Below are 15,557 nucleotides of genomic sequence, written 5' to 3' on the forward strand. Positions count from 1 at the left end.
CATTGGAAACGTTACAAAAATTTGAACGCAAAAAAGCCAGACCACCTCTTTAAACCGGGAATTATTGACAGGTCGCATGATTCAGGGATTCTCGGTCCCTACCCCTGTTGTGACTGCAGCCCAATTTCAGGTGAGTCGCAATCTGAGAGTCCGCGTTCCGGGTATTGCCTCGTCCAAAACCACGCCCATTCAGACGGCATAATGCCCAGCCGCGCCTCGGGTCGGATGCGATCCTGCTACGGCACCATATGCTAGTTGCTGCTATAGAAAAATGACAGGCTGCGGCTGACACCGCCAGGGGGCAACGGGAAAGGCGACGCCGCGCGAACCTGCGCCTTGGCAGCACGGTCGACTTCGGGGGATCCAGAGCTGTCGACCACATCGACAAAGGCCAAGGTTCCATCCGGGTTGATCTGAAAAAAGACCTGAGCGAAACCGCGCGCCGAAACATAGACCAAAGGCGCCCGGTTCAGATGCATGAGCACACGGCCAGCATAGTTGGTTTTGGTGGAATTGCCTGGCCCCCTTCCCCCTGAACCGGCACTGGTGTTGCCGCGTGTGAACGGGTCAATTCCCGCGCGTTTGTACTGCGACAGCGGGGATTCGACCTCTTTCTCAGGGAACCGCAGATCACTGAAATCGTTGGAGCCCGGCAAGACGCCCTGCGGTTTGGAACTAGGTCGTTGATCCGGTAGCTTCGGACGCACCGAAGAGGTTAGTGCCGTCGCTGTCTCTTCTTTCGCCTCAGGTTCGGGTTCGGGCTCGACAAGTGGGATGTCGACGTCGGGTATGTCAGCTATCAGCGGTATGTCGGGAACCGGCGATGGCTCGGGCGTGGGAACTTCGGCCGGGGCCGGGTCAACCGCTGCCTGTTCTTCGGCTTGCACCGGGCTGGCCTCGGGCACTCCTTCGGGTGTTTCGGCCTGCTCACTGGGTTCGGCCTGAGGCGTGGAATCTTCGTCCTGGCTGGCGGCTTCATTTGCGTCCGAAGGTGTCTCAGATGTGGTTTCCGACGGCTCAACCGTTTCCGTCACAACCGGGCGCACGATTTCGGACTTGCCCAGATCGGGTGAAGGGACCTGCTGAGGGTTATCAGAGGCGACCAATGCTTCGCTGACCGGCACTTCTTCGGGTTCGGGTGCCGGTTCGGGCTCCAGCGGCTCTTCCGGTTCCGGTTCGGATTCGGGGGCGGGCTCGGGCTCAACCGGGTCCGCAACGACATCGGCAATCTCTTCGAACTCATTGCCCAGCGCGATGGCATCGGCCGGGCCTGCGGGTTCTGCGGTTTCCGTCAGATGGGGCGCTGTCACGCTCAACCCGCCTAAGTGAATCAACAGCGACACCAGCACCGCAATAGTCGCAATGACAACCGAGCGTCTGATCATTCCAGCGCCTTTTCGGTCACGACAAAGACCGACGTCGCCCCCAACCGCCGCAGAGTCCCCGTCACCTCGATCAGCCGGTGGCCCGGTGCATCCCGGTCGGGCACGATCCGCACCGGCGCGGGGTCGCGGCCGGTCATATAGGCTTCGGGGGTCATCGGCTGGCCCCGAAAGCTGAGCAATCCGTTCTTGTGCAGAACCAACGCGTCGGGGGGCTCACTGCCCTCCAGTTCTGACGTATCAACAAGCTGCAGATCCGGATCCAGCGGCGGCGCTATCGTTCCGGTGATCAAAAAGAAGATCAGCATCAGAAACACGACATTGATCAAAGCAATGGTCGAATCGCGTTTGCGGCGGGGTCGAATATTGCGGATCATCGCCTCACTCCAGCACCAGAACGCTCAACCCGTCACGGCCACGCAACCGTACCAGCAGATTGACCAGCCTTTGCGAGGTTGTATCGGGGTCGAGGCTGACCAGGACCTGACCGGTGTTCACCTGTTCGACCACGTCGTCCAATGTGACCGGCACACCGTTCAGGATCAGGCGCTCTGATCCCAGCTGCAGAAACACCCGCTGACCCGTAACTTCGTCGGTCGAGGCGCCGCCGGTCGCACTGCTCAATTCGATCTCGGCATATTTCGAGAAGGTCGAAGTCAGCATGAAGAAAAGCAACAAAAGGAAAATGATGTCGATGAGCGGCGTCATCGACATTGGCCGTCGCACAAATGGTGCCCGATTACGCATGATCTGCTGTCGTTGGGACAGCGGCCATCTGGGCAGGGTCTGACGATCCCCGCCCCGGAACAAGAACGGTCCTCAAGGCCTTGTCGGCGAAAACCCGTTCGCGCGCAGTGCGACTTTCGAACCAGGACAGAACCATCGAGGTCGGCATCGCCACGGCCAGACCAACCGCTGTGGTGACCAGCGCTACCCAGATACCGCCCGCAAGCAGCGAGGGATCAACCGACGATCCGGCAGTCTGAAGGCTCTGGAACGCTTCGATCATGCCAAGGACGGTGCCGAACAGGCCCAGCAGAGGCGCCAGCTGTGCCACGGTGTCCAGCAGGCGAAAGCCGCGTTCAAGGCCCGCCAAGGCCAACCCGGCCTCGGCATCCAGCCTTTGGTCCAGCCCGGGCATGATGGGCGCATCCATGGCAGTGCTGACTAGCGGCGCAAGATAACTGCGGCTTTCCGCCAGCTTGGCCCTTGCGGCTTGCGTGTCACCTGCATCCCAGGCCGCAAGCGCCTGGGACAGGATCTTGTGCCGACCGACACCGGAAACGGTGAACTGCCAAAGCTTGTACAGCGTGACGGCCAGCGTCACGATCGACATGGCGATCAGGACCGCAACCACCGGCCCGCCAAGGGCAACAATTTCACGCAAAGCATCAAGCGGGCTCATCTGAGAAACTCCACATCTGTTCGGTTGTTCAGGGTCAGGGCCGCGTCGCACAGATCGCTCTCGGCGCCTTCGACCGTACATGTATTGGATCCGTTGATTAGAATCCGGCCAACATCGCCGCAGCTCATGTCCGCGATGCTGAACTGCCGCACCCGTAGACGACCTGCAGGAATATCGCGGAATTTATACAGCGTCAGGCTGACAACATTGCCCTCAGCGTTAAAGATAACGGTTTCATAATTGGCGGCCTCAATCTCGGCACCGGTCTGATTTTGCACCAGAAATGACAATCGGCAGTTGCCATCGACCTGTTGCAGATTGTTCAGTTCCATCAACAGCCCAGCGCTTGGGTCCTCGGCGGATTGCGCAGGGGACATGGTTGGAATGCCAAGACAAAGGATCGCGAGTTTCGCCAGGCGGAAAGACGTCACAGGTATTCTCCCGGTAATTCAATGAAGACATCGAAGGCCGGCGTTTCGGTGCTGGCGCGTTATTCTTTTATCCAAGAGCTATGGCCCGCGAAAGGGCTCGCGACGCATTTGTGACCAACCGGCATATTTATGGCCATCCGGTCAGGCCACTGGTTTCCGGCCGGATTAACCTGAACCCCTGAGGCCTTGTACCTGGTGCCAATTAACCTCGGACCGACCGAAATTGCGTCTGAGTGGTGCGACCACACCGGGCTGGTTCCGATTTGACAACAAAACCATTCATTTGGGAGGCTTGACCGCAATATCATAGCAATTCGGCCCGACATCTGCCACACTTGTTACCAAATTGGTCTGATACCACGTCAATCTTTTGGATTCGGCGCGATATTGACACGAATGAGGCATGCAACGATGTGCCGAAGAAGTACCAGGGGGCAAGCGCTGATCAATGACGACTGTCATCGGGAAATCCACACGCCTTTCAACTATTCTGCAAAACGCCGATCTACATGACTTCAGCGCGCGGTTTCTCGAAGAAGGGATAGACGACGTAATATTGGACGAATTGACAGACCCGGAACTTCGAGATCTGGGTTTGACTGTCGGTCAAAGGAAACGTTTTCGGCAAACACAGGCACAACTGAAGCTTCAGGAAGCGTCCGACAGACCCGCAATGTCCCGCGTGGCCGAACGGCGACAGCTGACGCTTGTATTCTGCGATCTGGTCGGGTCCACGCAATTAGCACAGCGGCATGATCCGGAAGAGCTGATGCAGATCATGAATCTGTATCTGGACACCGCCATCGGCACGATGAAACAACACGGATGCCACCTGGCTTATAAGCAGGGCGATGGCATCATGATGTATTTCGGATATCCGAAAGCCACTGAAGATGATACCGAGCGCGCGGTGCGTGCAGTTTTGGAAACCATCGAAGCGGTTCAGAATCTGGAAAACAAGTTCGGTGAAAACCTGGACCTGCGCGCGGGAATCGCAACCGGAGTTGTCGTTGTCGGGGTTGTTTCCTCTGCCAGCCTGGGAACACAGGATTTCATTGTTGGCGAAACGGCCAACCTTGCCTCGCGCCTTCAGGGGTTGGCCAATCCCGGTGAAGTTGTCGTCTCGTCCGAGACATGGCGCCTGACAAAAGGGGCCTTTAACTTTGAACCGCGCGGCAATCACGAATTGAAGGGATTTGATGGTGAGCGCTCGGTCTTCCGCGTTATTGACGAAAAGATCGCCGCCAGCCGGTTCGACGCGCGCACCGGCAAGTCCACGGTCAAATTGGTTGCCCGCGAAGACGACCTGACCGGCCTGACAGGGCTTTGGGATCATGTGCTGCGCGGATCGGGTCAGGTTGCGCTGGTTGGTGGCCCGGCCGGTATCGGGAAATCGCGGCTGATCAATTCCCTCAGCAAAACGCTGGGACAAAGGCCTATGACCCTGCAATGTGTCCCGCATCTTGCCAGTTTGCCCCTGCACCCGCTGCGTGCCGAGCTTCGGCGGTTTGCAGGGGATGAGACTGATACCGACAAGGTAACCGAGTCGATCAGGGAATACGCGAAAAACGCCTCTCGTTTGACCGAAGAAGATGCTGCGCTGCTATTGGATTTGGCCGGGTTTGAAACTGACGCTCCGGTCGAACCCGATCCGATCAAGAAAGCCCGCAAATCTTTGGACTTGCTGATCCGCTGTGCCGGGAGCATCTGCGATGAACGCGGGTCATTGCTGTTGGTATTCGAAGATGTGCACTGGGCGGACGCAACCACGCTGGATGCCTTGGACGCGCTGATCGACGCCTTGGACCAGTTGCCCATCCTTGTGGTTCTGACGCACCGCCCTGAATACGAGCCTCCGGAACATTTTGAAGGCCGCGCGTCAATCGTCGAATTGACACCTCTTTCGGTTCTCGAAGCGTCTGAACTGGTGCGCCGTGTTGCCGTACCGCGCGGCCTGCCGGTCACTTTGGTCAGACAGATTGTCGAAAAAGCCGATGGTGTACCGCTTTATATCGAGGAAATGACCAAGGCGGTTCTGGATCAACTGCCGCAGGACGTGCCCATCGACGCCGGGGTAATGGGAACCCTCAGTATCCCCGCAACTCTTCATGACTCGCTGATGTCGCGGCTGGACCGGATGGAAAATGCGCGACCTGTAGCGCAGTTGGGATCCGTGATTGGCCGCAGCTTCACGTCGGCGATGATCCATGCGGTAGCGCCCAAGGAAACGGATGTGGAATCGGCATTGATCCAACTGATCGGTGCAGGTCTGGTATCCATCACCAGCGAAGCCGGGGCGCCGACTTACACGTTCCACCATGCGCTGGTGCAGGACACAGCGTACCAGTCGCTTTTACTTGAAGACCGGGAACAGATTCACCTGAAAATCGCCAAAGAATTGCTGGCCGGTCACAAGGCTTTTGGTAACCCGACACCGGATACCGTGGCGCATCACTGCGATCTAGGCGGTCTTAAGGGCGAGGCTGTTACCCACTGGGTTCTGGCGGGTGAACAGGCCCTCAGCCGCCTTGCGAACCTACCGGCGATTGCCGCTTTTCAGGCCGCATTGCGCAATATCGAAACGATGCCCGGCGGTCCCGAACGAGATGGGGTAGAGCTTGGCGTTCAGATGAATGTGTTGCCTGCGTTCATGGCGATACACGGTTGGTCATCCACACAGGTTGGGCAGACCGCAGCCCGTGCGATGCATCTTGCACAGGCGCTGGGTGCGGGCGAAACCCTGTTTGCCGCGACCTTCTGCCGATGGACGCATTTCTTTGTGTCGGGCCAGATGAACCGCGCACTTGAGATGGCGCAGGCCCTTGACGGCATGGCCAGCCTTGCACCGGATCCGGTTACAAACGTCCTTGCTGCTCGAGCGCTCAGCTATACTCATTATTTCCGCGGCGAGTTCGCCGATTGCGAAAGACAGCTTGAACGGGGCCTTGCCCTGATCACGCCCGAGCTTGACATGGCCATGATGCCGATGACCCAGTCCTCGACCAGCGCGTCGTTCTTTGCCATTCAGGGCTGTCTTCTGTGGCAGCTTGGCAAATTCGACGAGGCCGAAGAGGCCCGCCTGAAGTCGATCGAAATCAGCAAGCCGTTCGAACACGCCCCCAACCTTGTTTACATTATGGGCGCGTCGTCGATGTTCCTTCCGTATGCGGGCGAATGGGACTTGCTGGACGATACGATGAACGAAGCGCGTCGGATCGCGGACGAAGAAGGGTTCCTGTATCTTCACGCAATGCAGGATATCTATCTGGGTCTGGCTCAGGCGGGCAAAGGTGACGTGATCGGGGGGGCTGCTCGTGTCGGGACCTATATGGACCTTGTGTCCCAGGCTGGCGGCAACTTTACCTTCCCGCAAAACCAGATTGTCCTGTCCGAGCTGTTGATAGATCAGGGTCATATCGAGGACGCCCTGAACCGGCTTGAACATGTTTGCACGCCCGGGTGGGACCGTGGAGAGATGTTGAACAAGCCGGAATATCACCGTGTGCGCGCTAAAGCATTGGCCGCCCGTGGCGACCTTGACCAAGCTGTCACTGAGGCAAATCAAGCCCTGCAGCTTGCACGTGACATCGGGGCAGTTGTTCAAGAGAAACGCGCTCTGGATTGCCTGAACAAATTTGCTAAAACGTTATGAAATTAGATAGCTGCCAGATTTAACCGCGCAGTGCCATCCAGAAGGGGGAGACGATGACCGAAGCACTTGAATTGGACCAGCAGCAGTGGGACGCTGTGAACAAGGCCGTCCACGATGAAGCGTTGCGCGCGCGTATTGCTGCCAGTTTTCTGCCGCTCTACGGCCCGCTACCGGCTGATACCCAATCGGTTCCTCTGAACAAGCTTGAACTGGTTCCCGAAGCGACCGGTCCAAAGATGCGCTTTGGCGTGAATGATTTTGATACGACGCGGCTGTCGACAGTGTCCGTGAACGTCCATGTCAAAGGCGCACAGCTTGCAGATCCCGAACTGGCCGCCGCGCTGATTATGTTCCGCCGGGCGGCTGCCATTGTCGCACGGGTCGAGGATGAGATCATTTTTAACGGTCAGGCCGGCACCGGTGAAGGCCCCCAACCCGCGCCCGGCGCACCCGTCACGCTGCCCCCGGTTTATACCGTAAGCGGGGGTGGAAAATACGAAGGCCTGCTGGAAGCGGGGGAGGCACAACCCATTTCCAGCGGTTCCAAGAAAAAGCCTACCGGCCCCGAGGTTTTCGAGGCCGTGGTTGCGGGGATCAGTCAACTGGAATCCCTGGGTCATCTTGGACCCTATGCCTGTGTGATGGGTAACGGCCTGTTCCAGGCGGTCACGACACCGATGGAAAACTCGATGGTCCTGCCCCGCGACAGCATTCTGCCATTTCTGGACGGGCCGCTGCTGCGGTCTGGCGCATTTCCGGTGAACAAGGCCGTGCTGGTGTCTTTGCAGGGCGCACCGGTTGAAATTGTTGTGCCTTCTGACATTGCTGTCAAATATCTGCAGACCTCGGCAGATGGCGATCATATCTTCCGCGTTCAGCAGAAATTCCGCCTCAGGATCAAAGAAGCTCAGGCTATCTCGACCATCACGTGCTGACCGGCGCGATGGGTATGCGGGAATTCAGCGACGGCGGGGTCACACTGCGCTGGTCCGAAGCCGCCTTTCAGGCCGCCACCGGGGTACAGCGGGTTCTGGTTGAGGCCGGGCCTGCGATATCTCCGCATGACACGCTGCGCCTGTTCTATCGCGAAGGGGGCGGACCTGAACGGGCTGTCCGTGGGTGGCCACTGGGTCAGGATCCACAATCGGGGTTGCAACAATTTGCAGCGGCCCTGCCCGTTCCCGCTGTGGGAAAACAGATGACCTGGCGGCCGGTTCTGACCTCGGGCGGGCGCGATTATGACCCCGGAAACGCGGTCGCGCCGAAACCAGAAGATCGCGCGCCAAAACACGAGACATCCAGCCCGGTGCTGGATCATATCGCCCATTTTGAGGTGCCGTTTTCAGGCAACTTCAACCCATCGGGTGAAACTCCCGATGGCATATGGCTGCATTTTGCGATCAAAGAGGGCGGTACCGTGACCGGCCCGAACCTGAACGGAACGATCGAGCCCGTGGGCGGAGACTGGATGCGCGTGCGCCCTGATGGCGTGGGTATTCTGCATGCCAAGGCGCTGATCAATCCGACAACCGGCGGTGCCCCGGTCATGTTCGACGATACCGGGATCTGCGATTTCGGTACGGATGGCTATGCCGCCCTTGCCAAGGGCAAGCTGCCACCCAGTGCCCCGGTTCGGCTGGCGCCCCGGTATCTGACCTCGAATCCGCGTTATATGTGGATCAACCGTCTGCAGGGTTTCGGAATCGGAGAGGCCAGCCTGTCCGACATCACCCTGCGATTTGACGTCTATTCCGCGAAAGGAACATCCGATGGCTGAAAAGGTGGTCATATTAGGCGGAGGCGTCGGCGGGATGAGCGCCGCGCATGAGCTGATCGAACGGGGTTTCGAAGTCGAAGTGTATGAGCGTCAGCTTATCGCCGGCGGCAAGGCCCGCAGCATTCCGGTGCTTGAAGGCGAAGACGATCACGGTTCGAAAGAGGAACATATCAGAGCGCTGAAAGACTGGATCGGGATGCACGGCTATGACCTGCCACCCGGTGTCAAACGCCCCTGGTTGCCCGGTGAACATGGGTTCCGGTTCTTCCCTAACTTCTACCGGCACATCACCAATACGATGTCGCGCACGCCCTATTATGACAAGGGCACCTGCTACGACAATCTGGTTCCGACAACCCAGGTATTGGTCAGCCAGTTCGACCACCCCGGTATCATCGTACCCGAGCGGTTTCCACAATCGCTAAAAGAGGTCGCCAATGCGCTCAAGACCTTTGCCTATACAATCTCGCCGCGCAACGAAATCGACTTTGAGGATATCGAACATTTCCTTGGTTGCATGTGGCGCATTGCGACCTCGTGCAAAGAGCGCCGGTTCGATGAGTATGAACGTATCGGCTGGTGGGAATTCATCGGCGCCGCGGAGCGGTCCGAGGCCTATCAGAAGTTTCTGGCAATCGGCCTGACCCGATCACTGGTGGCGGCCAAAGCGACAACCGCAAGCACCAAGACCGTCGGCGATGTCGCCATTCAACTGCAGCTTGGGATCGCAACACCCGAGGCGACCAGCAACAGGCTGCTGAACGGGCCGACCAATCTGGTCTGGATTCAGCCTTGGCTGGAATATCTGAAAAGCCGGGGTGTGGTGTACCATTTCGATTCCAAGGTCACCGGGATTGAATGCCGAAACGGCCGAATTTCCAGCGCCACCGTTGAACAGGACGGCACGCAAAAGCAGGTCACCGGTGATTGGTTCATCAGCGCCCTGCCCATTGAACGCATTGCACCTTTGGTGACGCCGGCCATGACAAAGGTAGATCCGGGTCTGGCCAAGCTGCCATTGCTTGCCGAAGACGTGCAGTGGATGAATGGCATCCAGTTTTACCTGACCAAGGATGTTGAACTGGCCCATGGCCATGTGATCTTTATCGACAGCCCTTGGGCGCTGACGGCTGTTTCGCAAAAACAATTCTGGTCCCAGATAGATTTTGAAAACTGGGCCGACGGTAAGACCAAGGGATTGCTCTCGGTCGATATTTCCGAATGGGACAAGCCGGGCACGAACGGAAAAACCGCGCGCGACAGCTCTCGTGAAGAAATCGCCAAAGAGGTCTGGGAACAGCTCAAACGCAGCCTGAACGTTGATGGCAACATCGTCCTCAGGGATGAAGAACTGCATTATTGGTTCCTGGATCCCGACATCGTTGAGGACCCCGATCATCCTGCCCGAGAAAGCAATGTCGAACCGCTGTTGGTAAACCGCATTAACAGCTGGCGGCTGCGGCCCGAAGCGGCGACGCTGATTCCGAACTTTATGCTTGCGTCCGACTACGTCCGGACCAACACCGACCTGGCCACCATGGAAGGCGCAAATGAGGCTGCCCGAAGAGCCGTCAATGCCATCCTGCGGCGCAGTGGTTCTGAGGCGCAGCCCTGTGAAATCTGGGATCTGCATGAGCCCGACATCCTGCAACCCCTGCGGGCCTATGACTATGCCCGATATCAGGCGGGTGAGCCCTGGGATGAACGCTTTGCCATCGCTGTCGAGGCCGCTTTGCGCATGGGACAAGACGCCACCGGCACCAAACGTGGTGGGCAAGGACCGCTGGCCGCGATTGGTCCGCTAACGGCCGAATACTCCAAGCCCGGCGGAATTGTCGAAGACCCTGCGATCTCGGACGCGTTGCGCATGCTCGCGGCACCTCCTGAGCTCTATAATCTGATGGCCGCGCATCTGCCGGGCCGGGACACACCGATCCCCGGCGCGGACTTTGCCGAAGATCTGGCGATCGGCATTGTTGAGGCGACCTCACCGCCAACCGACACGTCCGGTCGCAAAGTCATCATCACACAGAAGGGCTGACAGGTGACTGTTCCCAAGGCGCAGCCGGCATCCGCGGCCACGCAAGGCTTCCTTGACCAACTGACGCGTTATGGCGATCAGGCGCGCAAGGTACTGTTGGACAAAATGCCAACGGGTGAGCCGCAAGCCTATCTCTATGGGCCTATGCGGGACTATATCGAAACCTCGGGCAAAGGGCTTAGACCTGCCCTTCTTTTGGCCACGTGTGAAGCATTCGGCGGAAAAGCCGAGGATGCCGAAATTGCTGCTGCGGTCATCGAATTGCTGCACAATGCATTTCTGGTTCATGACGATATCGAAGACCTCAGCGATTTCCGACGGGGTCGGGAATGTATGCACAAACGTCTTGGTGTGCCCTTGGCGATCAATATCGGCGACGGCATGCAATCTCTGGCGCTAAGCCTGCTGCGCCAGAACCTCGGCCCTCTGGGCCCGATGACCGGCGCGCGTGTGGTGGACGAATTTGATCACCTGCTGAAAGAGTCGATCGAGGGCCAAGCCCTTGAATTGGGATGGATAAAAGACAATCGCCTTGACCTCAGCCCGTCCGACTATCTGACCATGTGTCTGAAGAAAACCTGCTGGTACAGCTTCATTCACCCGATGCGTATAGGTGCCCTGATCGCGCGCCCGGACGATGTCGCCTCCGGGGCGCTGAATCTGGATGACTTCAACGCGTTCGGCTTTTTTCTGGGGGCCGCCTTTCAGATCCAGGATGACGTTCTGAATCTTGTGGGAAGCCAGGGTAAATACGGCAAAGAGATCGGTGGGGATATCTACGAAGGCAAACGCACGCTGATGCTGGGACGTCTTGGGGCGCAGGCGGATCGGCAGGAACAGTCCCGACTGTCAGAGTTTCTAGAAAAGCCAAGAACGGCCCGTTCGGAGCAAGAGGTCGAATGGGTATTGGCGCGGATGAACCACTATTCTTGCATTGAATATGCTCAGGCCGCAGCAAATGACCTGCTTGCGGCGGCCCGTCGGGAATTCGATGTTGTATTTGCAAATACCAACGCGGCGCCGCGCGCGTTTCTTGGTCAGTTCATGGATTATCTGGTGGCGCGTCAGGTCTAACACTCGCCCTATTTTTTTGTAGATATTCAATATCTTAAATTTCGAAATCCCGTGAATCCACCGCCGAATCCAATACGCATTCCTTTCAAGTTTGTCATTTACTAAACGCTGTAGGCTGTGCACATTGAGCTATGCCTTATTTCGAGCGAAAACCATTTGTCAGCGCTCTCCGCACGGCCACCAAGGCCGTTCCGGAGCAGGATACACTTCCGATATCTCAGATCGCACGGGGCATTCTGAATGCGGAAAACAGCACCACACAACAGCTGGACGGACCCTTTCACTGCCGCAAGCCCTGCAGGCCCGGTGAGACAGGAACCATTCTCTTGTCCTTTGCTGCACCTGCCGGAGCAGACGTTGTCGACTTGCAGTTCGAACCGGGCGACATGATCAGCCGCGACGGCAACGTGTTGCCAACCGACAAGATGAGCATCCAACCTTCCGCAGTCCGTATTCCCCCGGGACAGGCCGTCGACGTTGCCGTAAGCCTCACCATTCATGATCTGGCAGAACCCGGCCAGTATCAGGGGCGCGTATACACCAAAGGCAGCGAAAACACCGCCATCGTTGTGATCTTTGAGGTCGTGGCTGACTAAAGTGATCCTGCCCCGAAGGTAAGGTGCAGTATTGCCCGTGGTCGGAGTTTTCTATTTCGATTGCACATATGCAGAAAAATAGCTTCGAAAAATATTTCGATTTGTAATCATCTGCCTCATACGAAGCTGGCACCGGGCGAGGCTAAACATGCGCCTCATAGATAGCTTAACTATTCCTGCCATTGGGCTGTTAGGTGCCGCAGACAACGTGAACGCAGAGCAAGAACAAACAGCTTCTTAAATCGGGTGAGATGGGTCGCCTTGGCACAAAAATCGACCAAAAGATTACCGGGCAAACGATTTAAACTGTTGAGCAACATCGACGCGCGAAGCGAAATGACCAGCCAGGATTGTCCCCCGTCTCTCGCATACGGAATCGAAGGTGGTCAGGCATCGCGCTTTGCTTCAGCCACCTCACGCAACCAAAAAAATGACGATGCCCTGAACCCAAATTGCGCGCACTCGGTATTGCCGCGATTGTCCTGTTAGAGAACGCGCTTTGCTCGATTCTCAACCGCTCAAGTCTTCGACGGCTTGGCGCACAGCAGCGATCATCTGCGGCGCCAACCCGTTGTGACCCAGTCTCTCAATCTCCTCAAATTGAAGCTTTCCAGCTTGGGCAAAGGCACGGGCAGGTTCAATCGGGCATATTAGGTCATCCGCCCCATGGATCAAACGATGTGGGAGTACGGAGATTGTATTTGGATCTCCGGGGCCGGTAGCAGGTAGGAAGAAATTATTAAGCCAGTACCAAAGGTACACGCGGGTGCGATTTATGTCGCTTTGGGTGACGGATGCCGGAAGCCGCACAGTGCCGGGTTGCGGTCCATGAAACGCATCTTCAAGCGCCATCACACGGCGGGCTGCCTCACGTGCTTGCGCGTCATTATCTTCCATACGGGCAAACCATGCTATGGCAGGATGGAGCTGTTCTGTCTCATCGAGAGGATCGAGAAACAGGCCGCGCGCACGCTGCCCGGCTTCGAAACGCTTTGCCCTATCGCGCAACATCCACTGGTCCATTGAAGGGCGGCAGATATGCGTGCTGCGCACGATCAATGCGCGTACCCGATCAGGATGAGCGGATGCGTAGGCCAATGCCAGTGCGCCACCCCATGAACCACCCAGCACTATCCAATCTTCATATCCCAGGGCCATCCGGATAGCCTCGGCATCGCGTAGGGTGTGCTGGGTCGTGTTTGCAGTGACCCGACCAGCTCTGCCCGACAACCCTGTTCCGCGTTGGTCAAAAAGAACCACCCGATGGCGGTCGGCGTCGAAATAGGCTGTGTGCTGCGGGTTGAGACCCGACCCTGGCCCCCCATGGAAAATGAGCGCGGGCGTATCGCCATGCCCCCAAATCTGTACGTTCAAGCCGTCTATTGGGACAGGTTTAAAAGTGTTCATCGGTAGGACTGCGACCTCCTTTATCATTATCTCGCGACTGTCTTACTGGTGATGCTCTTCAACGAAGTTCGACGCGAAAGCCAATACGCCACGATGGCCAATACCCCGCAGATTACAAAGGTGAGCTGCATCCCGTTGGCAATCGCTTCAGCAGATGCTGCCTCGACGGTGCGGGCCCCGATCCCAAAGGAAAAGACCGTCCCCATGACAGAGGCGCCGAAAATAAGGCCCAGATTGCGCGACAAGCCAAGCAGCCCTGAAACTGTCCCCCGCTGATCTGCCCGAACCCCCACCATGATCATGGTGTTGTTGGCGGCCTGAAACAACTGGTATCCCGGTGTCAGGATGCTGATAGCGCCAATGTAACCAATGACACCGAATGCGACTGGCAGGACCGCAAGCGCAAAGGTCCCGGTGGTCAGAGCAATGAGCCCAAGCGACAGAACACGCGCTGCCCCCCATGCATCCACTAGCCGACCCGATGGGACGCCGAGGAAGATCGATATGATTGGTCCGACCGACATGACAAGCCCCACTTTCGCCGCGCTCAGCCCAAGAGACTGCCCCAGAAAGAAGGGGCCTATCAGCAAAGTGGTCAACATCACATTTGCCACCAGAAAATTTGCCGCAAGGCCGGGGATAGCGCCGCTCTTTCGCAGTGCAGTTAGTCCGACCAGAGGTGTTATCCCAGAGGAAACACTTGCGGGCAAAAGCCGAACGGCCAAAATGGCCGTAGTCAGGCTCATCGGCACCAGGACAAAGAACACTCCTTGCCACCCGAGTTTTCCAATCAGCACGCCACCCAACGAAGGTCCCAGTGCGGTTCCGACCGCCGACATCGTGCCCAACAGGCCCATGGCTTGCCCGACACGCTCTGTTTCAAAAATATCGCGAACGAGTGCGACGGTCAGCACCATGAGGAATGCAGCGCCAATTCCCTGAAGAGACCGCGCGGCACTCAACACCTTAAGATTGGGCGCCAAGCCGCAAAACGCAGAGGCCAGCGCGAAAAGTATAAGCCCGAAGATCAGCATCTGCTGTCGTCCAAAGCGGTCCCCAAGTCGTCCAGCCAGCACAGAGAACAGCGTCAGTGTCGCGAGATATGCGATCACCACCCATTGCACTTGATGTACCGGCGCTTTCAGGTCCTGGGCGATTGCAGGCAAGGCGATATTGGCAATGCTGGTGCCCAATGAGGCCAGCAGCATGGACAGGGAGAAACACAACAAAGCGCCGGGTCTCGTTGTCTTCAATGCATTTGATTTGATGTGCACCACTATTTTCCTCTTGTCGGAATCGCTACAGAAGGCGACGTTACGAATTCAAGTCGACTTGAGGTCAAGCATGAAACTTTTGGATATAGGCGAGGTGTCGAAAATGACCGGCACCCCAACTTCAACGCTGCGTTACTATGATGAGCTTGGCCTGATTTCGTCTGTTGCGCGGCACGGGCTTCGTCGGCAGTTCACGCCGGATGTCTTATTGCAACTAGCCCTGATCACGATGGGCAAATCTGCAGGGTTTTCACTTGAGGAAATCTCGGGGATGTTCGGCCTTGATGGAACTCCGAATATCCCCCGGCAAGAGTTTCACATTCGTGCGGATGCGCTGGATCGGCAAATCCGCGAGCTGACGGCGCTGCGCGATACCCTGCGACATGTGGCGGATTGCCCGGCGCCATCGCATTTGGAATGCGCAACATTCAGACGGCTCATCGACCTCGCCCATCACCGGGGCACGAAGAAAGCCAGTGGCAGGTAGCGGCAAGCCAACTGCGAATTTTTGGTATACC

Annotated in this window: 14 protein-coding genes; 7 read left to right on the forward strand and 7 right to left on the reverse strand. The window is 57.4% G+C overall.

Translation table 11 applies throughout. The annotated features are described in order from the left end of the window. Nucleotides 1–251 precede the first annotated feature (251 nt). Genes AC2FIZ_RS14815 through AC2FIZ_RS14835 form a run of 5 tightly spaced genes read right to left on the reverse strand, consistent with a single transcriptional unit; the run spans nucleotide 252 to nucleotide 3,218 of the window. On the reverse strand, nucleotides 252–1,385 hold the full coding sequence (locus AC2FIZ_RS14815) for an energy transducer TonB family protein (RefSeq protein WP_281995740.1): 1,134 nt from the start codon (nucleotides 1,383–1,385) through the stop codon (nucleotides 252–254). Continuing rightward, nucleotides 1,382–1,759, reverse strand: coding sequence for an ExbD/TolR family protein (locus AC2FIZ_RS14820; RefSeq protein ID WP_271951792.1), 378 nt, complete (start codon nucleotides 1,757–1,759; stop codon nucleotides 1,382–1,384). Before AC2FIZ_RS14820 ends, AC2FIZ_RS14815 begins: the two co-directional genes overlap by 4 nt. A gap of 4 nt (nucleotides 1,760–1,763) precedes the next feature. Continuing rightward, entirely contained in the window at nucleotides 1,764–2,129 is a 366-nt protein-coding gene (locus tag AC2FIZ_RS14825; RefSeq protein ID WP_271951790.1) for a biopolymer transporter ExbD, read from the reverse strand. Further along, the gene (locus AC2FIZ_RS14830; protein ID WP_271951788.1) at nucleotides 2,122–2,787 is read right to left on the reverse strand and encodes a MotA/TolQ/ExbB proton channel family protein; all 666 of its coding nucleotides are present in this window, start codon (nucleotides 2,785–2,787) and stop codon (nucleotides 2,122–2,124) included. The genes AC2FIZ_RS14825 and AC2FIZ_RS14830 overlap by 8 nt, the downstream gene beginning before the upstream one ends. Beyond that, complete coding sequence (locus AC2FIZ_RS14835; protein WP_281973349.1) at nucleotides 2,784–3,218, reverse strand: hypothetical protein; 435 nt, start codon at nucleotides 3,216–3,218, stop codon at nucleotides 2,784–2,786. Before AC2FIZ_RS14835 ends, AC2FIZ_RS14830 begins: the two co-directional genes overlap by 4 nt. A gap of 448 nt (nucleotides 3,219–3,666) precedes the next feature. Between AC2FIZ_RS14835 and AC2FIZ_RS14840 the strand changes: the two genes are divergently transcribed. The 6 genes from AC2FIZ_RS14840 (at nucleotide 3,667) to AC2FIZ_RS14865 (ending at nucleotide 12,358) form a co-directional block, all read left to right on the forward strand. Beyond that, entirely contained in the window at nucleotides 3,667–6,870 is a 3,204-nt protein-coding gene (locus AC2FIZ_RS14840) for an adenylate/guanylate cyclase domain-containing protein (protein ID WP_281995741.1), read from the forward strand. Nucleotides 6,871–6,923: 53 nt separating this feature from the next. Beyond that, nucleotides 6,924–7,805 carry an encapsulin gene (locus AC2FIZ_RS14845; RefSeq protein WP_271951782.1) on the forward strand — a complete coding sequence of 294 codons (882 nt, stop codon included), beginning with the start codon at nucleotides 6,924–6,926 and terminating at the stop codon, nucleotides 7,803–7,805. 14 nt (nucleotides 7,806–7,819) lie between these two features. Beyond that, nucleotides 7,820–8,647 carry a DUF3237 domain-containing protein gene (locus tag AC2FIZ_RS14850; protein ID WP_281995742.1) on the forward strand — a complete coding sequence of 276 codons (828 nt, stop codon included), beginning with the start codon at nucleotides 7,820–7,822 and terminating at the stop codon, nucleotides 8,645–8,647. Then, a complete protein-coding gene (locus AC2FIZ_RS14855) occupies nucleotides 8,640–10,688 on the forward strand; it encodes a hydroxysqualene dehydroxylase (protein ID WP_281995743.1) in 2,049 nt (682 codons plus the stop codon). Before AC2FIZ_RS14850 ends, AC2FIZ_RS14855 begins: the two co-directional genes overlap by 8 nt. Nucleotides 10,689–10,691: 3 nt before the next feature. Then, complete coding sequence (locus AC2FIZ_RS14860; RefSeq protein WP_281995744.1) at nucleotides 10,692–11,762, forward strand: polyprenyl synthetase family protein; 1,071 nt, start codon at nucleotides 10,692–10,694, stop codon at nucleotides 11,760–11,762. A 131-nt stretch (nucleotides 11,763–11,893) separates the two neighbouring features. After that, nucleotides 11,894–12,358, forward strand: coding sequence for a hypothetical protein (locus AC2FIZ_RS14865; protein WP_282022068.1), 465 nt, complete (start codon nucleotides 11,894–11,896; stop codon nucleotides 12,356–12,358). 510 nt (nucleotides 12,359–12,868) lie between these two features. Here the strand turns inward: AC2FIZ_RS14865 and AC2FIZ_RS14870 are convergent. Continuing rightward, nucleotides 12,869–13,765, reverse strand: coding sequence for an alpha/beta fold hydrolase (locus AC2FIZ_RS14870; protein WP_281995745.1), 897 nt, complete (start codon nucleotides 13,763–13,765; stop codon nucleotides 12,869–12,871). 26 nt (nucleotides 13,766–13,791) lie between these two features. Beyond that, the gene (locus AC2FIZ_RS14875) at nucleotides 13,792–15,039 is read right to left on the reverse strand and encodes an MFS transporter (RefSeq protein ID WP_281995746.1); all 1,248 of its coding nucleotides are present in this window, start codon (nucleotides 15,037–15,039) and stop codon (nucleotides 13,792–13,794) included. Nucleotides 15,040–15,109: 70 nt separating this feature from the next. On the opposite strand from AC2FIZ_RS14875, the gene AC2FIZ_RS14880 reads away from it, so the two are divergent. Continuing rightward, nucleotides 15,110–15,526 carry a helix-turn-helix domain-containing protein gene (locus AC2FIZ_RS14880; protein ID WP_496690293.1) on the forward strand — a complete coding sequence of 139 codons (417 nt, stop codon included), beginning with the start codon at nucleotides 15,110–15,112 and terminating at the stop codon, nucleotides 15,524–15,526. Nucleotides 15,527–15,557: the final 31 nt, after the last annotated feature.

It is taken from the genome of Ruegeria sp. CDSB022, assembly GCF_059611145.1.